We start from the raw sequence: 23,108 nt of genomic DNA, 5'->3' as shown, positions 1-23,108 counted from the left end.
ACAGCGCAGCGGGAACAGCATGCGAGAACGCCCCGGCGAGGCGATGCCCGGTGAGCGGGGCCCACCGGCATCACGCCGCAGAGGCGCGTCCACGATACACGGCCGGTACGGCTTACTCCGGCGCAAAGAACTCGTTGCCGTGCATGTCCACCAGCTCCAGCGCACGACCGCCACCGCGGGCCACGCAGGTGAGCGGGTCATCGGCCACCTGCACGTGCAGGCCGGTCTCTTCGGAGATCAGGCGGTCCATGTCGCGCAGCAGGGCGCCACCACCGGTCAGCACGATGCCGCGCTCGGCGACGTCGGCACACAGTTCCGGCGGGGTCTGCTCCAGCGCCAGCTTGACCGCGCTGACGATGCCCGACAGCGGCTCGTGCAGGGCTTCCAGCACCTCGTTGGAGTTGATCTTGATCATCTTCGGCACGCCCTCGGCGAGGTTGCGGCCGGAGATTTCCATCTCGATCACTTCCGCCTGCGGGTAGGCGCAGCCCAGCTCGACCTTGATCCGTTCGGCGGTGGCTTCACCGATCAGCATGCCGTGGTTGCGGCGCACGTAGTTGGTGATCGACTCGTCGAAGCGGTCGCCACCGATGCGCACGGAGGCCGAGTAGACGATGCCGTTGAGCGAGATGACCGCCACTTCGGTGGTGCCGCCGCCGATGTCGATGACCATCGAGCCACGCGCCTCGGTGACCGGCATGCCGGCGCCGATCGCGGCGGCCATGGGCTCTTCGATCAGGAACACATCACGCGCACCGGCCTCCTCGGCCGATTCCTTGATCGCGCGGCGCTCGACCTGGGTCGAGCCGGCCGGAACGCAGACCAGCACGCGCGGGCTCGGGCGCAGGAAGCGCGACTTGTGGACCTTCTTGATGAAGTGCTTGAGCATCGCCTCGGTGTAGGTGAAGTCGGCGATGACGCCGTCCTTCATCGGGCGGATGGTGGTGATATGGCCCGGGGTACGGCCCAGCATCTGCTTGGCTTCGGCGCCTACGGCAGCCACGGAACGGGTACCACCGATGGCACGGTCCTGGCGCACGGCCACGACCGACGGCTCGTTCAGCACGATCCCCTGCCCACGCACGTAGATGAGGGTGTTGGCCGTGCCCAGGTCGATGGACAGGTCATTGGAGAACATGCCACGCAGTTTCTTGAACATCTGGGAGTTGATCCTGAGGGGTGTCGCGCCCAACGCGGGATGGCGAAAAAATGGGCAGAATTCGAGGCCGACAAGCCTAGCAATCCCCCTGTGCGCGAGCAAGGACAAATCTGGCCGAAAGCCAGCCTTCACGGCCATTCAGGCCAATCCGGACAGCCCGGGTTCTGGCCCAAAGCCGCCTCACCCGTTAACCTTTGCGCCGCAGGGCGCCGCAGGGCGCCGTTTCGTTGCCCGCCCGACGGGCCTCAAACCCCCTTCCGCATAGGCCTTACTCGATGTCCGCTTTGATCTGTGGTTCTCTTGCCTTCGACACCATCATGGTGTTTCCGGACCAGTTCAAGAATCACATCCTGCCGGACAAGGTGCACATCCTGAATGTGTCGTTCCTGGTGCCGCGCATGCGTCGTGAATTCGGCGGGTGCGCCGGCAACATCGCCTACAACCTGTACCTGCTGGGCGGCGAACCGATCCCGATGGGCACCGTGGGCTCGGACTTCGGCCCGTACCGGGAGTACTTCCAGGGCCTGGGCATCGACCTGAGCCGGGTCAAGGTGATCGATGAGCTGTTCACCCCGCAGGCGTTCATCACCACCGACCACGACAACAACCAGATCACCGCCTTCCACCCGGGCGCGATGATGCGCTCCTACGAGAACCACGTGAAGGATGTGCCGGGCGTGACCCTGGGCCTGGTCGGCCCGGACGGGCGCGAGGGCATGATCCAGAATTCGCAGGAGTTCTTCGACGGCGGCGTGCCGTTCATCTTCGACCCGGGCCAGGCCATGCCGCTGTTCAACGGCCCGGAGCTGCGCACCTTCATCGAGCAGGCCGACTATGTCGTGGTCAACGACTACGAGTCCAACCTGCTGCAGGAGCGCACCGGCTGGGATGAAAAGGAGATCGTAAGCCGGGTCAAGGCCTACATCACCACCCGCGGGCCGAAGGGCGCGGTCATCCACACCCCGGAAAAGACCTATGACATCCCGCCGGCGCACGAGCGCCGCGTGGTGGACCCGACCGGCTGTGGCGATGCGTTCCGCGCCGGGCTGATCTACGGCATCGAGAAGGGCTATGACTGGCTGACCATCGGCCGCATGGGCAACCTGATGGGCGCGCTGAAGGTCGAGCACCCGGGCACCCAGAACCAGCGCTTCACCTTCGATGAGTTCAATGAGCAGTTCAAGCAGCAATTCGGCTACGCGCTTAGCGCGTAACCGAATTGCCCGCGCATTCCACCTAATCCCGCGCCTTCGGCGCGCCCCCTTGAACATCAAGGGGGCTCTCCACCAGAGGGGGATCGGGGGGATGAGGGTAGAGCCAGGCCATGCCTGGCTGCTTTCCAGGGTCCTGGCGGTGGATCGCGCGGGCCCTTTCGACGCGATCAGACCGACATCCGCTTCCCTTCCCACGCCGCCAGCACCTGCCCGCAGTCGGCCAGGTGCCAGCAGGCCATGCCCGGCCAGGGGTTGTCCGGGGTGTTGACCAGCAACGTGCGGGTGCCGGCGGCGCGGCCACATTCCAGGTCGAAGCGGTAGTCGCCGACCATCACCACCTGGGCGGGGTCGACCTGCCAACGCGCAACGAAACCGCGCAGGCCCGCCGGTGAGGGCTTGGGCTCGGCGTCGTCGCGGCCGATGATGTCCTCGCGGGCGAAGACGTCGCCGATACCGATCGCCTGCAGGGTCACGTCGGCGAGTTCGCGCGCGTTGCGGGTCAGGATGCCCAGCCGGCAGCCCGCAGCGTGCAGCGCGCGGACCAGCGCGACGGCGCCGGGGGCGGCCTGCGCCTGCCCGGCCAGCGCGCGTTCGTGTGCGAGCAGCCAGGCATGCTTGGCCGCAGCCTCCTGCGGCGGCAACGCGGCGAGGTGGGTCAGGATGTCGTCGTCCGCTGGAATCGCGAGCTCGCGTTTGATGCGCTGGAAATCATGCACCGCGATGGTCAGCGTGCCGTCCATGTCGAACACCCAGTGACGGATCGCTGCAAGCCCGCTCACTTCCACCACTGCGGCATCCTGCTCGTATCCACGCCACCGGTTTCGAACACGGCCGTGCGCGTGCCACCGGCCTTGACCGGGAACTCGATGCTGATCACCTTGGCCTTGCGCGCCAGGTTCCACAGCGCTTTCTGGTCGGTGATGAACATCGCGATCGCCTCATCGGTGTCCGGGCGCCAGGCGGCCATCGACACCGGCTTGCCGTCATCGACGGTCACCTTGACCTGGCATTTCGGGCAGCGGAAATCGCCGGCCTGCAGCACCAGGTAGGCATGCCGCTTCCACTCGGGATGATCGCGGAACACCAGCTGCACCGGCTTGGCGCCGCTGCCATCCACGTCCACGCGTTCCTTGCTGTAGATCTGCGCAGAGGACTGGATGCCCTTGGTACCGACCGGGATCTGGTTGTACTGCCACAGGGCCTGCAGCCGGCGCGTTTCGCGCGCGGCCTCGGCCTTGGCCTTGACCTCGGCGTAGCCCGGTTCGATCCGCGCGGCGGCATCGGTGTCCTTGTACTGGTCCAGCAGCGAGCCACCGTGGATGCGGGCACGCTCCCAATCCTGCGCGGCGACGGCCATGTCGTACTGCTTGGCCACGCCTTCGGCCTTTTCTTCCTGCTGCGCCTTGGCGGCGGCCGCGGCAGCCTGCTGCGCCTGGCGTTCGGCTTCGGGGTTGCTGCAGGCGGCCAGCGCGAAGGCGCAGGCTGCTACCAGGATCAGTCGTTTCATCGCGTGCTCCGTGTTGGTCGATGGCGCACAAGGCGCCTGCGCCTACTTTATCGCCAAGCGGTGCATGCCAGCGTCGCCGCGATGGCGGCCTGCCTTACTTTGCGGTCGGCTGTCCTTCACGCCACCAATGGGTGGACGGTGCCGGTGCGCGGATATCCAGGCGTTCTCCCATGTGTGGCGCGGTCAACGGCACGCCCTGCGCCTGCGCCAGCGCGGTGATGCGCTCGAAGGGTTCGGTCCACGGGTGCAGCGCGAGGTCGAAGGTGCCGTTGTGGATCGGCATCAGCACCTTGCCACGCACATCCAGATGCGCCTGCAGGCTCTGTTCGGGCTGCATGTGCACGTCCGGCCAATCCGCGCCGTAGGCACCGGTTTCAATCATGGTCAGGTCGAACGGGCCGTAACGTTCGCCGATCCGGGCAAAGCCATCGAAGTAGCCGGTGTCGCCGCTGAAGAAGATCCGGGTCTGCCCCGTATCGATCACCCACGAGGCCCACAGCGTGCGGTTGCCGTCGGCCAGGGTGCGTCCGGAGAAGTGCTGGGCCGGCGTCGCGACGATCTTCAGGCCTTCCACGCGGGTGTCCTGCCACCAGTCCAGCTGCACGACCTTCGCCGCCGGTACGCCCCAGGCGATCAGGCGGTCGCCCACGCCCAGCGCCGTGACGAAGTGCTGCACCTTGGGTGCCAGCGCCTGGATCGCGTCGTGGTCGAGATGGTCGTAATGGTCATGCGAGATGATCACGCCGGTGATCGGCGGCAGTTCGTCGATCGTGAGCGGCGGCGCATGGAAGCGCTTGGGGCCCATGAACGACATCGGCGAGGCACGCTCGGAAAATACCGGGTCGGTCAGCCAGAAGTGCCCGTCCAGCTTCATCAGCAGGGTCGAATGCCCCAGCCGCCACAGGCTGTCGTCCGGCGCATCGAGCAGGGCCTGGCGGGTCAGGGCCTGCACCGGGATCGGCGCCAACGGGCTGGCGTCGGCCGGCTTGTTGAACAGGAAGCGCCACATCACCCCGACCGTGCGGAAGAAGCCGAGATCGGTCTTGCCGGTGGGGTTGTGGAAGCGCCCGTCGCCGAACTGGGGCGACTGGTCATAGGCGGCCGCCGGGCGGGCACCGCAGGTCAACAGGCCAATGGACATGGCGATCAACACCGTCAGAAGGAGGAGGATGCGAGGCAGGCGACGTTTCATGCGGGGCGTGCCCAGAAAAGTACACCGACGAGTTTACTTGCCTTTTCCGAAAAGTAAACTGAGCGGTGTAAAATGGCCGCATGAGCCCCTCCGACCGCCCCACCCGCCTGACCGACCGCAAGCGTGCGGCCATCCTCGAGGCAGCGGTGGCCGAGTTCCGCGCGTTCGGTTTCGCCGGCACCAGCATGGACCGCATCGCGGCCACGGCCGAGGTCTCCAAGCGCACCGTCTACAACCACTTCGCCAGCAAGGACGAGCTGTTCACCGCGATCCTGTGGCAGCTGTTCGAGGCCAGCCAGGCGCTGGATGTCGTGCCCTACGATCCGGCACGGCCGCTGCGCGATCAGTTGCTGGTCTTCGCGGCCCGGAAGATGCGCCTGCTCGACGACCCCGGCTTCATCGATCTGTCCCGGGTGGCGATGGCCGAACTGGTGCACACGCCCGAACGGGCGCGCGCGATGATGGACAAGCTGGCCGAGAAGGAAGAAGGCCTGACCGGCTGGATCCGCGCCGCCCAGGCCGATGGCCGGCTGCGCTCGGAGATGCCGCCAGCCGAAGCTGCGCATCAGTTGCAGGCGATGCTCAAGGCCTTTGCCTTCTGGCCGCAGATCACCTTCGGCCAGCCACCGCTCTCACCGACGCAGCAGCAGCAGGTCATGCACGACTGCGTGGACATGTTCCTGGCGGTGCGCGCGCTGTGAGCACTGCCGCCCAGGCATGAAAAAACGGCGGGTTTCCCCGCCGTTTTTTGTTCAACCGATACGTGTGGCGATTACGGCTTGGCCGCGCCCGCCTCGGCCTTGTCCAGCATGTCCTGGACCGAACCGGTGGTGATCGGGTGGTAGCCCGGCTTGGCCTTGGCGAAGGCCGCCTTGGCGAAGGCCAGGCCTTCCGGCGTCTTCACCAGTTCGGCGTAGATCGGCATGATCAGCTTGCGGCGACCGACGCGCTCGATGAACGCACCGGCGGCTTCGTTGGCCTCGCTGTAGCCACTGCGGATCGTCAGCGGGTACCAGCGCATCGCGATTTCACCGTTGGCGGTGCCGGTGAAGTGGTACGCCTTGTCCAGCGCGGCGAGCTTCTCCACCGGCAGGGTCTTGCCCAGGCCGTCGATGAAGTGCACCCATTCCTGGGTGCCCCACTCGCCGGTGATCTGCGCGTTCGGCAGCGTGTTGCTGCCCTGCCAGGCGATGCGGGCGGTATCGACGATGGAGAAGTTGCGCGAGCGGGCCTTGGTCGCGAACGACGGAATGCCCGGCTCGTCCAGCCACGCCTTCAGCTCGGCATCGGTGACGGCGCCGGGCTTCTTGGACAGCAGGTTCTTCTTCAGGTACTCGATGAACTGGTCGGTGTTCGCGCTCTGGAAGGCATGGTCATCGAACCAGCCACGCAGGAACGGGTCGAAGGTCTCGCGGCCGAAGCGCTGTTCCAGGAACTGCAGGAACCACGCACCCTTGACGTAGGCGACCTGGCTCAACGCCTCGTCCGGGTCACGCTCGCTCAGCGGCGGCAGCGCCAGGGCCTGGTCGGCCGGGCTCATGTCCTTCACTTCGGCGAGCAGATCGTTCTGGTCGATCTCGCGCTCCATCTCGGCCATCTCCTGGCCATACAGCGCCTCGGTGATGCGGCCCTGCACGTAGGTGGTGAAGCCTTCGTTGAGCCAGATGTCCTTCCAGCTGGCGTTGGTCACCAGGTTGCCCGACCAGCTGTGCGCCAGTTCATGGGCGACCAGCGAAACCAGCGACTTGTCGCCGACGATCACGGTCGGGGTGGCGAAGGTCAGGCGCGGGTTTTCCATGCCACCGAACGGGAACGACGGCGGCAGCACCAGCATGTCGTAGCGGCCCCAGCGGTACTCGCCGTAAAGCTTCTCGGCGGCGCCGATCATCTTCTCGGTGTCTTCGAACTCCTTGGCGGCCTTGCCGACCATGGTCGGTTCGGCCCACACGCCGGAGCGGCCGGAGATCGGCTCGAACACCAGGTCGCCGGCGGCGATGGCCAGCAGGTAGGACGGGATCGGCTGCGGCATCTTGAAGGTGTAATCACCGTCACGCGCAGCCTTGGGATCGTTGTCGGCGCTCATCAGCACCATCACGTCCGGGCGCGAGGCCACGTGCGCGCTGTAGGTGAAGCGCACGCTCGGGGTGTCCTGCAGCGGCACCCAGGAACGGGCGTGGATCGCCTGCGACTGGCTGAACATGAAGGGCAGCTTCTTGCCCTCGGTCATCGACGGCTCCAGCCACTGCAGGCCCGAGGCGGTCGGCGCGGTGTGATACGTGATCACGACCTTGGCCGGCTGGTCCGGCGTCTCGATGCTCAGCTTGCTGCCGAACACCTTGTCGGCCGGCGCCAGCACGAACGGCAGCGGCGCGGTCTTGCCATCGGCGGCGATCGCCTCGACCTTCTCCACGGTCAGCTCGCGGGTGTCCAGCACCAGCTGCTTGGCCGCCTTGTCCTTCCACTCCAGCGTGTAGGTCGCGGTGCCGCCGATCTGCTTGCTGTCGAAGTCCAGCTTCAGGTCCAGCGCGATGTCCTTGACGACGACCTTGTCCGGCTCGGCGTAGGAGCTTTCATCGTGGCTGCGGCTGTCGGCTTTCATGGCAGTGCTCGCCGGGGCGTTGGCAGTGGGATCGACGGTCGGAGCCGCCGGTTCTTTGGAGCAGCCGGACGCCAGGGCGACGGCGAGGGGAATCAACAGGAACGGAGATCGCATGAATCGGGACCGATCAGGGTGAAACGACCAGTTTACCCCCTGTCTCCGGCGCCCGCGCAGGCCATGGGTGGCGGTTCGCGCATTCAGTCCTCGGCGCGCAGCAGCCGCCCGCCCCCGGCGTACTTGGCCCGGTACATGGCCGCATCGGCGCGCCGGTAGGCCTCGCGCAGGTCATCACCGGGGCGATACCGGGCTGCGCCGGCACTGGCTTTGACCGGCGGCTCGCCAGCGCGCGCCGGTGCCGCCAGCTGTGCGAGCCAGCGGGTGACCCGCTCGCCGGCCTCGTTGCTGTCGGCGTGTACCGCCAGCAGGAACTCATCGCCGCCCCAGCGCCCGATCCAGTCCGGGCCGCGCAGCCACTGCCGCGCGGTCTCCACCAGCCGCACCAGCACCTGGTCGCCGGCCAGGTGGCCGTGGGCGTCGTTGATCGGCTTGAGGTTGTCCAGGTCGACCACGAACAGGGTCAGCGGGCGGGCCTGTGCACTCGCCCACGCTGCCGAATCGGCCAGCGCCTGCTCGCAGCCGCGCCGGTTCAGGGCCTGGGTCAGCGGATCGAGCAACACGCTGCGGCGCAGATCGCGCAGGCCGGCGTCGACCCCATGCAGGTTGCGGTTGATGCTGCGCAGCAGCCGGCCGATCTCGTCATGGCCCAGGTCGGGCAGGTGCGGCAGGCGCTGCTCGTCGTAGTAGGCCTCCAGCGCATCGGCCGCCTGCCGCAGCGGCGCCATCAGGCGGTACAGCGCCATCATCGCGATCGCGGTGCCGAGCAGCGTGGCCAGCAGCACCACGCCGACCACGGTCCACATCACCCCGCGCGCATAGTGGCCCGTCGCAGCCATCCACAGCAGCAGGACCAGCAGCGGGACGTGCAGGCCGAGGAACACCACCGCCATCAGCTTGGCGGTGAATGAGCGGGGAAATACGCGGGCAAGCCCGCGGTACAGGCGCATGGCAGGCCCTCTTCGACAGCCTGCCTGCAGTGTGGCCGAGCCCCCTCAGCGGGAACCGGACCGCTGTCTCAAAGTTTGTAGCCGGAGTGAATCGAAACGATGCCGCCGGTCAGGTTCTTGTAGTGGCAACGCTCGAAACCGGCTTCGGCCATCATGGCCTTGAGCTGTTCCTGCGGCGGATGCTTGCGGATGCTCTCGGCCAGGTACTGGTAGCTGTCGCCATCGCGCGCGAACAGCTGGCCCAGCTTGGGCAGGATCTTGAACGAGTGGAAATCGTAGATCGGCTTGAACCAGTCGGCGGTGACTTCGGAGAACTCCAGCACACGCGCCTGGCCGCCCACCTTGAGCACGCGGTGCATCTCGCGCAGGCCGGCTTCCTTGTCGGTGACGTTGCGCAGGCCGAAGGCGATCGTGACCAGATCGAAGCTCGCATCCGGGAACGGCAGCGCCTCGGCGTTGCACTGCACGTAGTTCAGGCCCGCGACCAGGCCGCGGTTGGTCAGCCGGTCACGGCCGACGGAGAGCATGCCGGCGTTGATGTCGCCCAGCACCACTTCACCCTCATCACCCACCCGCTCCTTGATCAGCGCGGCGATGTCGCCGGTGCCGCCGGCCAGGTCGAGCACGCGGTCGCCCGGCTTCACCTGCGCGGTGGCCGCGTAGTAGCGCTTCCACGCCCGGTGGATGCCCAGGCTCATCAGATCGTTCATCAGGTCGTAGCTGCGCGCGACCGAGGTGAACACTTCGCCCACCAGCTTCTGCTTGTCCTTCGCAGCGACGTCGCGGAAGCCGAAATGGGTGGTGCCAGTCTTGTAGGGGGATTCGCTCATGGGGACGATTATCGCACCGCCGGCGCCGTTGCGGCAGGCCGCCCACTATCATGAAGGCCTTCACGTCCCTGGATTGCGCATGATCACCACCCCCGACTACGCCGCCCTGCTCGAAACCGCCATCGCCGAAGCCCGCCAGGGCCTGGCCGAAGGCGGCATCCCGATCGGCGCCGCGCTGTACCACAACGACGGCCGGCTGCTCGGCTGCGGCCACAACCGCCGCGTGCAGGAAGGCGACCCGTCCGTGCACGGCGAGACCGACGCCTTCCGCAAGGCCGGCCGCCAGCGCCGCTACCAGGACACCATCATGGTGACCACCCTGGCCCCGTGCTGGTACTGCAGCGGGCTGGTGCGCCAGTTCAACATCGGCACCGTGGTGGTCGGCGAATCGGTCACCTTCCAGGGTGGCATCGAGTGGCTGCGCGAGAACGGCGTCAAGGTGATCGACATGCAGAGCCAGGCCTGCATCGACCTGCTCGGCGGCTTCATCAGCGCCCATCCCGAGGTCTGGAACGAAGACATCGGCGAGTAAGCGCCGCCGCATCCGCGCGCATATGCGTGGAAGATGCCCGCGCGGGGCCGAACGGTGGCGCGCGGGCACGGCAACGTTCTGAATGCTTCAGTGAGCAGGCCGGACCGCAGGGCCCTGTGCCGTGGGTGTCTGCGCGTGATGCCCTCACGCACCGACGACGGTCGCCGGACAAGGCGAACACGCCGTACTAACAACCGCGCTGCATGAACGGCTTAAGGTGGTTGCACAGGGGGCACCATCGTCGAGGAGACGTCATGCATGCCCGAACCCGCCGCACCTCCTCCGTCGAACCCGAGCTGACCGATGCCTGGGAACGACTGCAGGTGCACTACGCACGCCACCAAAACGCCGCGCCTTTCTGGGATGCCTACCAGGCGATACAGGATGAGTTGACGCGGTCCCATCCCCAGCAACGTGTCGCCGTCTGCAACCGGCTGGCGACGCTGGCCGAGCGGCTCGGCGTGGTCCACCACGCTCATCTGCTGCGCGAGCAGCGTGGCGAAAGCCGCCACACCAGCTCCACATCGCCATGACACCGCTTGCACCGCGCTCTACGCCATCATCCAGATTCCCTTCTTCCCAAACTGAAGTGACCATGTCCTCCGCCCAGATCTCCATCCCTGCCGTCATCGATGTCGACGCCGAAGTCAGCTACTGGCGCCAGCGTCATGCCGACGGCAACCTCGGGACGGGCTCGTTCGGCCATTACGTGCCGTGGATCAAATTCGCCTGCGATTCGCTGATCACGCAACCGCGTGCCAGCGATGAGCAGCGCGATGAAATGTTCCAGACCCACTATGCGCTGCAGATCATGCCGCGCCTGTCCGAAGAACAGGCACGCCAGTTCGTCGACCAGTGCTGGGAACACGTCTACCATGCCGGCCGCCAGGACCTGTCCTCGCGCCCGCGGTTGCATGCCCGGGTCTGACCCGCCCCGGCTGCACAGCGCCTGCACGGCGCCCCACCAGTGATGCAGGCACCTCGGACCCGGTCTGCCGTGCCTCATGAAACTGCGCAGCCTCTTCATCCTGGTCGCCAAGAAGCCGTCCTGTGCGGCGGGAGCGCCGTGGACCTTCCTGGCGGCGGTCAGTCAGAACGCGGATACCGCCGCGATCCAGATCAAGCTTGATGAGCTGATCCGCGCCACCAAGGGCGCCAACAACGAACTGCTCGATCTGGAAGGGCTGGACGAAGAGCGCCTGGAAGATCCGCCGCGAGTACGAACGCATGGCACGCGAGGCCGGCAATGCGCTGGACGGCGCGCGGCGCTGCCACGGCGATGGCCGCGCCGACGCCCCATGACCGACACGGGTGCGGCCGGCCGGACGCACCCGCGCAGACTTACCCGCGCTCGTGCCAGCCGCCGCCGAGCACCTTGTACAACGCCACCTGGTTGGACTGCTGCGCCAGCTGCGTGCTGACCAGCGACTGCCGCGCGGTGTAAGCGGTACGCCGTGCGTCCAGCAAGGTCAGGAAGCTGTCCAGGCCGGCGTCGTAACGCGCCTGGGACAATCGCTGCGCCTGCTCCGCCGCAGCCACCAGCGCCTGCTGCGAAGACAACTGCGCATCCAGGCTCTCGTTGAGCGCCAGTGCATCGGCCGCCTCGCGGAACCCCGACTGGATCGCCTTCTCGTACTGCGCCAGTGCGATATCGCGATCAGCGGTGGCCATGCCCAGATTCGCGCGCAGCTTGCCGCCCTGGAAGATCGGCAGGTTGAGCTTGGGAATGAAACTCCACACGCGCGTGCCGCTGTCGAACAGACCCGACAGCTCCGAGGAGGCCGAACCGATGTTGCCGGTCAGGCTGATCGACGGGAAGAACGCCGCGCGCGCGGCACCAATGTTGGCATTGGCCGAGAGCAGCACGTGCTCGGCGGCCATCACGTCCGGGCGGCGCAGCAGCACATCGCCCGGCATGCCGGCCGGCAGCGGCCGCACACTGGCCACATCGGTCACCTCGGCCTGCGGCAGCAGGGCGGCATCGACCGGCCCGCCTGCCAGCAGCACCAGTGCATTGCGGTCCTGGGCGACCTGGCCGGCAAAGCGCGCCACATCCGTGCGCGCGGTTTCCACCAGGGTGCGGGTCTGGCTGAGTTCCAGCGCCGAGGCGCCGCCAAGCTGACGGCGTGCCTCGGTCAGGCGCAGCGAATCTTCGTACGTCGCCAGCGTCGCCTGGGCGATCCGCAGCTGTTCGCTGTCCGCGCCCAGGGTCAGCCACGCATTGGCCACCTCGGCCACCAGCGACAGCTGCGCGCTGCGACGGTTGGCCGCTTCGGCGAAGTACTGCTGCAGCGCAGCCTGGCTGAGGTTGCGCACGCGGCCGAACAGATCCAGCTCGAACTCGACCACGCCGAGGTTGGCACTGAACTGCTCGGTCACCGGCGCATCACCGCCGCTGCGGGTCATCTGCCCCTGCACGCCGATCGCCGGCACGCGGTCGGCGCGCTGGATGCGGTACTGCGCCCGGGCACGCTCGACGTTGAGCACGGCCACGCGCAGGTCGCGGTTGTTCTCCAGCGACTGGCTGATCACCGCCTGCAGGCGCGGGTCGACGAAGAAATCGCGCCAGCCGATGTCGGCCACTTCCATCGGTGCAGCGGTCACTGCCCCCGTGGTGGCCGTTGCCGGCCACTGCGAGGGAATCGCCGGGGCGACTTCGGTGCTGCGAGGCTCCAGCGTCGAGCAGCCGGACAGCACCAGGCTCACGGCCAGCGCCAGGCTGGCCATCATGGGCTTACGCATCGGAACCTCCAGCGTTCTTGCCGTACTTCTTGCGATTGAACACGCGCTGCACCACCACGAAGAACAGCGGGATGAAGAACACACCCAGCAGGGTGCCGACCACCATGCCGCCCAGCACGCCGGTACCGATGGCCTGCTGCGCGCCGGAACCGGCACCGGAGGCGATCGCCAGCGGCAGCACGCCCAGGCCGAAGGCCAGCGAGGTCATGATGATCGGGCGCAGACGGTCGCGCACGGCGTGCATCGTCGCTTCGATCAGGCCGGCGCCCTTCTCCAGGTTCTCCTTGGCGAACTCCACGATCAGGATCGCGTTCTTGCTGGTCAGGCCCACCGTGGTCAGCATCGCCACCTGGAAGTAGATGTCGCGCTCCATGCCGCGGAAGGTATTGGCCAGCACCGCGCCGAGGATGCCCAGCGGCGCCACCAGCAGCACCGAGGTCGGCACGCTCCAGCTTTCATACAGCGCAGCCAGGCACAGGAACACGATCAGCAGCGACAGCGTATACAGCAGTGGCGTCTGCGACCCGGCCTGGCGTTCCTGGTAGGACAGCGCGGTCCACTCGATGTCGAAACCGGCCGGCAGCTGCTTGGCGAGCTTCTCCACTTCGTTCATCGCATCGCCCGAGGCCACGCCCGGGGCGGGCTCGCCCTGGATCTCCATCGCGGAGACGCCGTTGTAGCGCTCCAGGCGCGGCGAACCGTAATCCCAACGCTGGCTGGCGAAGGCCGAGAACGGCACCATCTCACCGGCGGTGTTCTTCACCGACCACAGGTTGAAGTCCTCCGGGTTCATGCGGAACGGCGCATCGGACTGCACGTACACGCGCTTGACCCGGCCACGGTCGATGAAGTCATCGATGTAGCTGCTGCCCCATGCCGCCGCCAGCGTCGTGTTGACCGCCTCCAGCGACAGGCCCAGCGCGCTGGCCTTGCCGACATCGATATCGATGCGCAGCTGCGGGGTGTCTTCCTGCCCGTTCGGGCGCACGTTGGCCAGCAGCTTGCTCTGCCCGGCCATGCCGAGCAGCTGGTTGCGTGCATCCAGCAAGGCCTGGTGACCGGCACCGCTGGTGTCCTTCAGGAAGAAGGTATAGCCCGAGCCGATGCCCAGCTCCGGCATCGCCGGCGGCGGGAAGGCGAAGATGAAGGCGTCCTTGATCCCGCCCAGCGCGGCCATGGCACGTCCGGTGATCGGCATCGCACCCTGGTCGGCATCACGGTCCTTCCAGTCCTTGAGCTTGACGAAGGCCATGCCCGCGTTCTGGCCCATGCCGGCGAAGCTGAAGCCCTGCACGGAGAAGATCGACTCGATCGCGTCGGCCTCGTTCTCCATGAAGTGCTTTTCAAGCTTGTCGATCGATTCCAGGGTACGTTCCTGGGTGGCGCCGACCGGGGTCTGCACCAGCGCCATCAGGATGCCCTGGTCTTCATTGGGCAGGAACGAACTGGGCAGGCGCATGAACAGCAGGCCCATCACCAGCGCGAGCGCCGCGAACACGCCCATGAAACGCCACGGACGGCCGAGGATGCCGCGCACGCCACGCTGATACTTCGCGCTGGAGTTGTCGAAGCCGCGGTTGAACGCGTTGAAGAAACGGCCCGACCAGCCCTTGTGGGCGACGTGGTGCTCGCCCTTCTTGAGCGGCTTGAGCATGGTGGCACACAGCGCCGGGGTCAGCACGATGGCGACCAGCACCGACAGCGCCATCGCCGAGACGATCGTGGCCGAGAACTGGCGGTAGATGACGCCGGTGGCGCCACTCATGAAGGCCATCGGCACGAACACCGCCGACAGCACCAGGCCGATGCCGACCAGCGCGCCGGTGATCTGGCTCATCGATTTGCGCGTGGCTTCCAGCGGCGAGAGGCCTTCCTCGGACATGATCCGCTCGACGTTCTCCACCACCACGATCGCGTCATCGACCAGCAGGCCGATCGCCAGCACCATCGCGAACATGGTCAGCATGTTCACCGAGAAGCCCAGCGCGGCCAGGATGCCGAACGTGCCCAGCAGTACCACCGGCACCGCGATCGTCGGGATCAGGGTCGCGCGGAAGTTCTGCAGGAACAGGTACATCACCAGGAACACCAGCACGATGGCTTCGATCAGGGTCTTGATGACGCCCTTGATCGAGACCTGCACGAACGGGGTGGTGTCATACGGCACCACCGCCTTCAGGCCGGCCGGGAAGTTCGGGGCCATTTCATCCAGGGTGGCACGCACGCCGTTGGCGGTGGCCAGCGCGTTGGCGCCGGTGGCCAGGGTGATCGCGATACCCGAAGACGGCTTGCCGTTGTAGCGGGTCACGAAGTCGTACGACTCGGCCCCCAGCTCCACGCGGGCCACGTCGGCCAGGCGCAGTTCGGCACCGTCCTGCGCGCTGCGCACGATGATGTTGCGGAACTGCTCCGGGGTCTGCAGGCGGTCCTGCGCGTTGATGGTGGCGTTGAGCTGCTGGCCCTTGATCGACGGCGCACCGCCAAGCTGGCCGATGGCGACCTGCGCGTTCTGCGCGGTGATCGCCGCGATCACTTCGGCGGTGGACAGCTTGTAGGTGTGCAGCTTGTTGGGGTCCAGCCAGATGCGCATGGCGTACTTGCCACCGAACACCTGGATGTTGCCCACGCCGGGCACGCGGCTCAGCGGATCGACGATGTTGGAGCCGACGTAATCGGAGATGTCGTTGGCATCCATGCTGCCGTCTTCAGACACGAAGCCGAGCACCTGCAGGAAGCCGCTGCTCGACTTGGCCACGTTGATGCCCTGGCGCTGCACTTCCTGCGGCAGCAGCGGCATGGCCAGCTGCAGCTTGTTCTGCACCTGCACCTGCGCGATGTCCGGGTCGGTGCCGCTCTGGAAGGTCAGCGTGATCGTGGCCTGGCCATTGGAGGAGCTGTTGGAGGAGAAGTAGATCAGGCCGTCCAGGCCCTTCATGTTCTGCTCGATGATCTGCGTCACCGAGTCCTCGACCACCTTGGCCGATGCACCCGGGTAGCTGGCGCTGATCTCGACGGCCGGCGGTGCCACTTCCGGGTACATCGACACCGGCAGCTTGAGCACCGCCAGGCCACCGGCGAGCATGATGATGATCGCAATCACCCACGCGAAGATGGGGCGATCAATGAAAAAACGTGCCATGGAATTCTCCGGTTACTGCTGGGCGGCGGGAGCCGCCGGCGCGGCGGCCGGCTTGGCCGGGGCCGCGCCCATTTCGGTGGCCTGCACGGGCATGCCCGGCTGGATCTTCTGCAGGCCTTCGACGATGACCTTGTCACCGGCCTTGAGCCCGTCCTCCACCAGCCACTTGTCGCCGAGCGAGCGGCTGACCTTGACCTGCCGCACTTCGACCTTGTCGTCCTTGCCGACCACCATGGCACTGGTATCGCCCTTGGGATCGCGGGCGATGCCCTGCATCGGCACCAGGATCGCGTTCTCGCGCACGCCGCTGCCGACCTGGGCACGCACGTACATGCCCGGCATCAGCACCTGGTCCGGGTTCTCGACCTTGACCCGCAGCGCGTAGCTGCCGGTGGTCGGGTCCACGCTGACTTCGGAGAACTCCAGCGTGCCCTTGTGATCGAACTCGGTGCCGTCGTCGAGCAGGATCGTCACCGGCAGGGTCTGGTTGTCCTGCAGGCGGCCGCTGGCCAATTCGCGGCGCAGCTGCAGCAGCTCGCTGGCGGACTGGGTCAGATCGACATAGATCGGGTTCAACTGCTGCACCGTGGCCAGCGCTTCGGCCTGGCCGGCGCTGACCAGCGCGCCCTGGGTGACCGAGGACTTGCCGATGCGGCCGCTGATCGGCGCGGTGATGCGGGCATAGCCCAGCGTCACGTTGGCGGCGTCCAGCGCGGCACGCGCAGCGCCGACATCGGCCTCGGCCTGCTTGAGCGCGGCGATCGCGTTCTCGTTGTCCTGGGTGCTGACCGCCTCGACCTTGGCCAGCTCGCCGATGCGCCTGGCGCTCAGGCGTGCGGCATTGGCGGTGGCTTCGGCGCGGGCCAGCTGGGCGCGGGCGCTGTTGGCCTGGGCGCGGTAGCTGGCGTCATCGAGCTGGTACAGCGGCTGCCCCGCGGTGACCAGCCCACCTTCGGTGAACAGGCGCTTGGCCACGATGCCATTGACCTGCGGGCGTACTTCGGCCACCAGGAACGCGTTGGTCCGGCCAGGCAGTTCGCGCGTCAGGCCGACCTGCTCGGCTTTCAGGGTGGCCACGGTGACCTGGCCAGGCCCGCCCTGTGGACCCTCCTGCTCACCACCGCCACAGGCGGACACGGTCAGGGCGATCGCGAGGGAAAGCGCGAGAAGACGGTACGGGGTTCTGGACATGGCGGTAGGGGCTCGCAGACGGAAAAGGGCGCGCCTGCAGCCCAACTTCCGATAAAAGCGAAGAATGACGACAAACAGGCAGCAAATGACGGCAAATATCCAAAACGAGACCCGCCGGCATTCGCAGGCAGTCCTCGCTGAGGATCAGTGGGGCGCAAATATACATACATGCATGTTTGTTTGTAAAGCGGTACAATTCAGGCCGGTTTCATCCAGCAACTGCACAGCGCAATGGCCAGAAAAACCAAAGAAGAGGCGCAGGCCACCCGCGAGGGCATCCTCGATGCGGCCCAGGTCTGTTTCCATGAATACGGGGTCGCCGGCACCAGCCTGGCGATGATCGGCGCGCGCGCCGGATTTACCCGCGGCGCGGTGTACTGGCACTTCAAGAACAAGGCCGAAGTGCTGACCGCGATGATCGACCGCGAGCGCGTGCCGTTCATCGAGCGCATGCGCCGCACCACCTCGGCCAAGCGCAACACGCCGATCCTGGACCTGCGCTCGGCGCTGCTGGTCTCCTTCCGCGAGCTGGCCGAAGACGAACGCCTGCGCAACATGATGGAAATCATGCTGCGCAACGATCTGTCGGTGGAAAGCCAGGCGATGCAGGCGCTGCAGCTGGAGGCATCGCGTGAGGAGCTGGGTATTTTCGCGGCCGCGTTCCAGCGCGCGCGGGAGTTGGGACAGCTGCGCGAGGGGGTAGACGTGGACACGGTGGCGCGCATCGTGAGCACCAGCCTGACCGGGGTGCTGTATAGCGCGATGCTGGAACCGGAGCTGTTCGAGATTCAGCGCGATGGCGCGCAGACGCTGGATGCGATCCTCAGCGCATTCGTGCAGCCAGGTGTATTCACCCCGGGCGCCCCGCCCACCGCCCTGCCAACCGACGACGACGCCTGAGCAAAAAAACGGCGACACCGCAGTGCCGCCGTTCTTCCTACCACCCGATCGTTGCGCGCCGTTACAGGATGTAGCGGCTGAGGTCCGGATCCTGCACCAGCTCGCCCAGATGCGCGTCGACGTAGGCCTGGTCGATGCTGATGGTTTCGCCATCGCGATCCGGTGCTTCATAGCTCAGCGTATCCAGCAGGCGCTCCAGCACAGTGTGCAGGCGGCGCGCGCCGATGTTTTCCTGGCGCTCGTTGACCTGGAAGGCGATCTCGGCGAGACGATCCACCGCATCGACGGTGAACTTCATCGCAACACCTTCAGTCTGCAGCAGCGCTTCGTACTGTTTGGTCAGCGCAGCCTTGGGCTCGGTGAGGATGCGCACGAAGTCCTGCTTGCTCAGCGCACCCAGCTCCACGCGGATCGGGAAACGCCCCTGCAGCTCCGGGATCAGATCGCTGGGCTTGGCCAGGTGGAACGCGCCGGAGGCGATGAACAGGATGTGGTCGGTCTTGATCGTGCCGTACTTGGTGGAGACGTTGGAGCCTTCCACCAGCGGCAGCAGATCGCGCTGCACACCCTCGCGCGACACATCGCCACCACCGACGTTGTCACCGCGCTTGGCAACCTTGTCGATCTCATCGATGAACACGATGCCGTGCTGCTCGCAGGCCTCGATCGCCGCGCTGCGGATATCGTCTTCGTTGACCAGCTTGCCGGCCTCTTCCTCGATCAGCAGCGGGCGCGCCGCCTTGATCGACAGCGTGCGCTTCTGCGCTTTCGCGCCGCCCATGCTGGAGAACATCTGGCGCAGCTGCTGGCCCATTTCCTCCATGCCCGGCGGGGTCATGATGTCCATGCTCACGTTGGCCGACACTTCCAGCTCGATCTCGCGCTCGTCCAGTTCACCGTTGCGCAGCATGCGGCGGAACTTGATGCGGGTCTCGTTGTCCTGCGCGGACGGTTCGTTGCGCGCGGCTTCGGCGTCGAAGCCGATGCCGGTGCTGCGGCGCGGCAGCAGCGCATCCAGGATGCGGTCTTCGGCGCGTTCTTCGGCCTGCGTGCGCACGCGCACCTTGGCCTGCTCGCGGTACAGCTTGACCGCGGTGTCGGCCAGGTCGCGGATGATCTGCTCCACATCCTTGCCGACATAGCCGACCTCGGTGAAGCGGGTCGCTTCGACCTTGACGAACGGTGCATTGGCCAGCGTGGCCAGGCGACGCGCGATCTCGGTCTTGCCGACGCCGGTCGGGCCGATCATCAGGATGTTCTTGGGCATCACTTCGTTGCGCAGCTCGGTCGGCAGCTGCATGCGGCGCCAGCGGTTGCGCAGCGCGATGGCGACCGCGCGCTTGGCGTCGTGCTGGCCGACGATGTGCCGGTCCAGTTCCTGCACGATTTCGCGCGGGGTCATGGTGGCGGAAGAAACTTCAATCTTGTGCGGCATGGGTGTGCTCACGGATGAATTGGGTTTTTCGAGGTTGCCGGCCAGCGGCCGGCACTACGCTTACAGTTCCTCGACCACCACGTTGCGATTGGTGTAGATGCAGATGTCGCCGGCGATGTTGATCGACTCGGTGGCGATCGTGCGGGCATCCAGTTCGGTGTGCGCCATGAGCGCGCGGGCGGCCGACAGGGCGTAGGAACCACCGGAACCGATCGCGATGATGCCGTCTTCGGGCTCGATCACATCACCGGTGCCGCTGATGATCAGCGAGGTGTCCTTGTCGGCGACGGCGAGCAATGCCTCAAGCTTGCCCAGGCGGCGCTCGGTGCGCCAATCCTTGGCCAGTTCCACCGCAGCGCGCTGCAGCTGGCCATGCTTTTCCAGCTTGGCCTCGAACAGCTCGAACAGGGTGAAGGCATCGGCGGCGGCACCGGCGAAACCGGCCAGCACCTGGCCCTCGCGACCCAGGCGGCGCACCTTGCGGGCGTTGCCCTTCATCACCGTGTGGCCGAGCGTGACCTGGCCATCGCCGGCGACGGCGACATGCCCATTGCGGCGCACCGAGATGATGGTGGTGGCATGAAATACGTTGGGGTTCTGACTGGGGTCCATGGAGCCTCCGGGGTGACAAAGACTGAGGTGGGGTCTGTGCCCGACGCTTCAACCCGCCCTGCCCTGCGCCCGGATGCCGCAGCGGATCGATTCAGCTTTCGTTGCCGCTCTTGCGCCGCTTGGCGCGCGGGTGGGCCGCATCGTAGACCTTGGCCAGGTGCTGGAAATCCAGGTGGGTGTAGATCTGCGTGGTGGCGATGTCGGCGTGACCGAGCAGCTCCTGCACGCCGCGCAGATCACCGGAGGATTCCAGGATGTGGCTGGCGAAGCTGTGCCGCAGCATGTGCGGGTGTACGTGCTTGAACAGGCCCTGGCGCTGGGCCAGTTGGCGGATGCGGATCTGCACGGCGCGCTGGGTGATCGGCCCGCCCTTGCGCCCGGGGAACACAGGCGCGGTCGCCGCGCCGCCGCTCTCGGCCCGCCAGCCCTGCAGCGCGGTGCGTGCATGCGAGCCGAACGGCACCCGGCGCTCGCGGTTGCCCTTGCCCAGCACGTTGACCAGGCCGGTATCGAAATCCAGGTCGCGCCAGATCAGCGCGCACAGCTCGCTCAGGCGCAGCCCGGAGGAATAGAACAGCTCCAGCAGCGCGCGATCGCGCAGGCCGAGCGGTGCATCGGTGGGCAGTTCGACCAGTTGCACGGCTTCATCGGCATCGAGCACCTGCGGCAGCTTGCGCGGTGCCTTCGGCGCTTTCAGGCCGGTGGCCGGGTTGGCCGCGATGCGATGGTGCTTGAGCAGCCACGCATAGAAGCTGCGGCACGCCGAGAGCCGGCGCTGCAGCGAGGTGGGCGACAGGCCACGCCGGTGCTCGGCCGCGATGAACTGGCGCAGCTGCGCGCTGTCGAGCGTGTCGATGATGGCGCCCTGCCCGTCCGACCACGCCGCCAAGGCGTCCAGGTCGCGACGATAGGCATCCAGCGTGTGCGCCGACATCCGGCGCTCCACCTGCAGATGCGACAGGAAGTCCTGCGCGGTACTCACGACGGCTCCGCTCAAGGGAATGTCAGGGCGACGGGAAACGCTGCAGGGCCACGACCAGCGACTCGCCCATCATGCGCAGGAACAACGTGCCCATGCCGGGGTAGAACCGGTTGCCGTCGTGGCTGCCCACCGCGATCAGGCCGACGCCCGGCAGCGGCAGCAGCGCGCTGGACTGCACTTCCTCGGCACGCCCCGCGTACAGCACGGTATTTTTTTCCGGCTGCAGGCGGCCACAGATCGGCTCGCCGTCTTTCAGGCAATCGCGGAACACCCCCAGCAACGGGCTGCTCTCCTCGATCACCTGCAGCCACGGCGCCTGCTCCAGCCCCGCAACCGGGTGCAGCACGATCAGCCGGACCAGATCGCCAGCAAAATCTTCTTCCAGCGAGGCGGCCATCGCCCGCAGGGTATCGGCCGCCGAGTCCTGTTTCATCAGCGCCAGGGTGAGCTGGTGCGTGCGGACCGCCAGGCGCTCGTTGATCTGCGCATTGGCGGCCAGATCGGCCAGCCGCCGCGACAGCTCACGGTTCTTGTCGCGCAGCACTTCCAGCTGGTAGCTGGCCAGCGACGCGGTGGGGCCGTCATCACGCGGCACCACCAGGGTCAGGGCCAGGTCCGGGAACTGTTTCAGGAAGGTCGGATGCCGACGCAGCCAGGCGGCTACTTCGTGCGATCCGATTTTCTCGGCGGTGTCGCTCATGCGTTCCACTCTCCATCAAAGACGAAGGCTGCGGGTCCGGACATCACGATCTGTGCATCATCGGCCGGCCAGCGGATGCGCAGATCGCCACCCGGAAGCGACATCGTGGCATCGCGCTGCAGGCGACCGCGCTGCATCATCACCACGGCTGCGGCGCACGCGCCGCTGCCGCACGCCAGGGTTTCGCCGGCACCGCGCTCGTACACGCGCAGGCGCGCATGCTGCGGGCCGAGCACCTGCACGAAGCCGACGTTGACCGACTTCGGGAACGAGGCGTGCTGCTGCAGCAACGGACCCAGGCGTTCGACCGGGGCGGCATCGACCAGGCCCACTTCGATGACCGCGTGCGGATTGCCCATCGACACCGCGCCGAAACGCACCGTGTCCCCCTGCAGCGGCAAGAGATACTCTTCGCGGGCGCGGGCGAAGCCGATCAGCGGCACGTTCTCCGGCTCGAAACGCGGGACGCCCATCGCCACCGCGTACTGGTCTTCGCCCAGGCGCTCAACCGCGTGCGTGGTGACCGGGCTGTCGATCGCGAACGTGGTGCCAGTGGCCGCACCATCGCGCACCAGCCAGGCAGCGACACAGCGCGCGCCGTTGCCACACTGCTCCGAACGGCTGCCGTCGGCATTCCAGATCCGGTAGGAGGCCACCGAGCCCTCGGCCTTGGGCGGTTCGATGGTCAGGATCTGGTCGCAACCCACGCCGGTATGGCGATCGGCCAGGCGCGCGGCCAGTGCGGCATCCGGCGGTGCGCTGCCATCGCGCAGGTCCAACACCACGAAATCATTGCCGGCGCCATGCATCTTGGTGAAACGCAGCGCCGCGGACGTGCTTGCCTTACTCATTCCCGTCATTGGCCTTCAGCGCCGGGGCTTCAACGGGATCGGGAACCACCGGGGAATCGGTATCGGCGTCAGCGGCCGGCGGCGTGGCGTCGTCGGCGGCCGGTTCGACCAGTTGTTCTTCGACCGGGACCGGCTTCTGCGGCAGGACCAGCGGGCCCTTGTTGCCACAGGCCGACAGCACCAGCAGCGCCGAGGCAGCCAGCGTCAGGGAGATGAGGGTACGGGGGGATGTCTTCATGCCCTGAGTATAGCCGCGCCCTTTGGGCGCTTGGGTGCTGGCTGGATGAACAGGCCGCGCAGACATCGCGCCCCTGGAAGCACCCCGGCAGTGCCGGCGCTGACCGGCAGCCCCGCCTCCTGCTGGGCCCGGGCGGTGCCGGCCAGCGGCCGGCACTACCGGAGCGGTTGACGATCCTTGGCCGGGCAGCAGCCATCGTCGTCCTCCGGCGGCCGGCGGCC

22 protein-coding genes and 1 pseudogene are annotated in these 23,108 nt (G+C 66.9%); 7 read left to right on the top strand and 16 right to left on the bottom strand.

Annotation, left to right across the window (positions count from 1 at the left end; genetic code table 11):
* Positions 1-112: 112 nt before the first annotated feature.
* Positions 113-1,159, bottom strand: a complete 1,047-nt coding sequence (locus tag ORK51_RS02340) for a rod shape-determining protein (protein ID WP_019186044.1) — start codon at positions 1,157-1,159, stop codon at positions 113-115.
* A gap of 275 nt (positions 1,160-1,434) precedes the next feature.
* Here ORK51_RS02340 and ORK51_RS02335 point away from each other — a divergent pair, with 275 nt between their 5' ends.
* Complete coding sequence (locus ORK51_RS02335; protein ID WP_046274250.1) at positions 1,435-2,373, top strand: carbohydrate kinase family protein; 939 nt, start codon at positions 1,435-1,437, stop codon at positions 2,371-2,373.
* A 167-nt stretch (positions 2,374-2,540) separates the two neighbouring features.
* On the opposite strand, the gene ORK51_RS02330 is transcribed toward ORK51_RS02335, so the two are convergent.
* The 3 genes from ORK51_RS02330 to ORK51_RS02320 form a co-directional block, all read right to left on the bottom strand.
* Positions 2,541-3,113 carry an HAD family hydrolase gene (locus tag ORK51_RS02330; protein ID WP_235319039.1) on the bottom strand — a complete coding sequence of 191 codons (573 nt, stop codon included), beginning with the start codon at positions 3,111-3,113 and terminating at the stop codon, positions 2,541-2,543.
* Between the two features lie 35 nt (positions 3,114-3,148).
* The gene (locus ORK51_RS02325; protein WP_266083781.1) at positions 3,149-3,880 is read right to left on the bottom strand and encodes a hypothetical protein; all 732 of its coding nucleotides are present in this window, start codon (positions 3,878-3,880) and stop codon (positions 3,149-3,151) included.
* A gap of 94 nt (positions 3,881-3,974) precedes the next feature.
* On the bottom strand, positions 3,975-5,060 hold the full coding sequence (locus ORK51_RS02320) for an MBL fold metallo-hydrolase (protein ID WP_429000603.1): 1,086 nt from the start codon (positions 5,058-5,060) through the stop codon (positions 3,975-3,977).
* Between the two features lie 92 nt (positions 5,061-5,152).
* On the opposite strand from ORK51_RS02320, the gene ORK51_RS02315 reads away from it, so the two are divergent.
* Positions 5,153-5,773 (top strand): TetR/AcrR family transcriptional regulator, encoded by a 621-nt coding sequence (locus ORK51_RS02315; RefSeq protein WP_266083777.1) that lies wholly within the window; start codon positions 5,153-5,155, stop codon positions 5,771-5,773.
* Positions 5,774-5,844: 71 nt separating this feature from the next.
* Here ORK51_RS02315 and ORK51_RS02310 read toward each other — a convergent pair whose 3' ends face one another.
* The 3 genes from ORK51_RS02310 to ubiE form a co-directional block, all read right to left on the bottom strand.
* The gene (locus ORK51_RS02310) at positions 5,845-7,785 is read right to left on the bottom strand and encodes a M1 family metallopeptidase (RefSeq protein WP_019186050.1); all 1,941 of its coding nucleotides are present in this window, start codon (positions 7,783-7,785) and stop codon (positions 5,845-5,847) included.
* A gap of 83 nt (positions 7,786-7,868) precedes the next feature.
* Positions 7,869-8,735, bottom strand: coding sequence for a GGDEF domain-containing protein (locus ORK51_RS02305; protein WP_070425963.1), 867 nt, complete (start codon positions 8,733-8,735; stop codon positions 7,869-7,871).
* 68 nt (positions 8,736-8,803) lie between these two features.
* Positions 8,804-9,565 (bottom strand): bifunctional demethylmenaquinone methyltransferase/2-methoxy-6-polyprenyl-1,4-benzoquinol methylase UbiE, encoded by a 762-nt coding sequence (ubiE, locus tag ORK51_RS02300; protein WP_266083774.1) that lies wholly within the window; start codon positions 9,563-9,565, stop codon positions 8,804-8,806.
* A gap of 79 nt (positions 9,566-9,644) precedes the next feature.
* Here ubiE and ORK51_RS02295 point away from each other — a divergent pair, with 79 nt between their 5' ends.
* From ORK51_RS02295 to ORK51_RS02280, 4 genes and pseudogenes are all read left to right on the top strand, one after another.
* Positions 9,645-10,097, top strand: coding sequence for a nucleoside deaminase (locus tag ORK51_RS02295; RefSeq protein WP_019186053.1), 453 nt, complete (start codon positions 9,645-9,647; stop codon positions 10,095-10,097).
* Positions 10,098-10,351: 254 nt separating this feature from the next.
* Entirely contained in the window at positions 10,352-10,630 is a 279-nt protein-coding gene (locus tag ORK51_RS02290; RefSeq protein ID WP_019186054.1) for a hypothetical protein, read from the top strand.
* A gap of 62 nt (positions 10,631-10,692) precedes the next feature.
* Positions 10,693-11,025, top strand: coding sequence for a hypothetical protein (locus ORK51_RS02285; RefSeq protein WP_019186055.1), 333 nt, complete (start codon positions 10,693-10,695; stop codon positions 11,023-11,025).
* A gap of 76 nt (positions 11,026-11,101) precedes the next feature.
* Positions 11,102-11,399 (top strand): annotated as a pseudogene (locus tag ORK51_RS02280) (low affinity iron permease family protein).
* A 39-nt stretch (positions 11,400-11,438) separates the two neighbouring features.
* Here ORK51_RS02280 and ORK51_RS02275 read toward each other — a convergent pair.
* The 3 genes from ORK51_RS02275 to smeD are packed head-to-tail and all read right to left on the bottom strand — an operon-like array spanning position 11,439 to position 17,169.
* Positions 11,439-12,839: an efflux transporter outer membrane subunit gene (locus ORK51_RS02275; protein WP_139146337.1), complete on the bottom strand. Its 1,401-nt coding sequence runs from the start codon at positions 12,837-12,839 to the stop codon at positions 11,439-11,441.
* Positions 12,832-15,978 (bottom strand): multidrug efflux RND transporter permease subunit SmeE, encoded by a 3,147-nt coding sequence (gene smeE / locus ORK51_RS02270; RefSeq protein WP_070471923.1) that lies wholly within the window; start codon positions 15,976-15,978, stop codon positions 12,832-12,834. The genes ORK51_RS02275 and smeE overlap by 8 nt, the downstream gene beginning before the upstream one ends.
* Before the next feature lie 12 nt (positions 15,979-15,990).
* Positions 15,991-17,169, bottom strand: coding sequence for a multidrug efflux RND transporter periplasmic adaptor subunit SmeD (gene smeD, locus ORK51_RS02265; protein WP_070471921.1), 1,179 nt, complete (start codon positions 17,167-17,169; stop codon positions 15,991-15,993).
* A gap of 231 nt (positions 17,170-17,400) precedes the next feature.
* Here smeD and ORK51_RS02260 point away from each other — a divergent pair, with 231 nt between their 5' ends.
* Positions 17,401-18,069 carry a TetR family transcriptional regulator gene (locus ORK51_RS02260; protein WP_070471919.1) on the top strand — a complete coding sequence of 223 codons (669 nt, stop codon included), beginning with the start codon at positions 17,401-17,403 and terminating at the stop codon, positions 18,067-18,069.
* A 61-nt stretch (positions 18,070-18,130) separates the two neighbouring features.
* Here the strand turns inward: ORK51_RS02260 and hslU are convergent, their stop codons facing one another.
* The 6 genes from hslU to lptM form a co-directional block, all read right to left on the bottom strand.
* On the bottom strand, positions 18,131-19,504 hold the full coding sequence (gene hslU, locus ORK51_RS02255; protein ID WP_261998246.1) for an ATP-dependent protease ATPase subunit HslU: 1,374 nt from the start codon (positions 19,502-19,504) through the stop codon (positions 18,131-18,133).
* A gap of 60 nt (positions 19,505-19,564) precedes the next feature.
* Entirely contained in the window at positions 19,565-20,116 is a 552-nt protein-coding gene (gene hslV / locus ORK51_RS02250) for an ATP-dependent protease subunit HslV (protein WP_019183676.1), read from the bottom strand.
* A gap of 91 nt (positions 20,117-20,207) precedes the next feature.
* The gene (gene xerC / locus ORK51_RS02245; protein ID WP_019183675.1) at positions 20,208-21,098 is read right to left on the bottom strand and encodes a tyrosine recombinase XerC; all 891 of its coding nucleotides are present in this window, start codon (positions 21,096-21,098) and stop codon (positions 20,208-20,210) included.
* A gap of 22 nt (positions 21,099-21,120) precedes the next feature.
* Positions 21,121-21,798, bottom strand: a complete 678-nt coding sequence (locus tag ORK51_RS02240) for a DUF484 family protein (RefSeq protein ID WP_019183674.1) — start codon at positions 21,796-21,798, stop codon at positions 21,121-21,123.
* Entirely contained in the window at positions 21,795-22,649 is an 855-nt protein-coding gene (gene dapF, locus ORK51_RS02235; protein WP_019183673.1) for a diaminopimelate epimerase, read from the bottom strand. The genes ORK51_RS02240 and dapF overlap by 4 nt, the downstream gene beginning before the upstream one ends.
* Entirely contained in the window at positions 22,642-22,887 is a 246-nt protein-coding gene (gene lptM / locus ORK51_RS02230; RefSeq protein ID WP_019183672.1) for an LPS translocon maturation chaperone LptM, read from the bottom strand. Before lptM ends, dapF begins: the two co-directional genes overlap by 8 nt.
* Between the last annotated feature and the right edge of the window lie 221 nt (positions 22,888-23,108).

It is taken from the genome of Stenotrophomonas sp. RIT-551, assembly GCF_026241915.1.
GTDB lineage: Bacteria > Pseudomonadota > Gammaproteobacteria > Xanthomonadales > Xanthomonadaceae > Stenotrophomonas > Stenotrophomonas bentonitica_A.
This window is presented reverse-complemented; position numbering and strand designations above follow the sequence as displayed.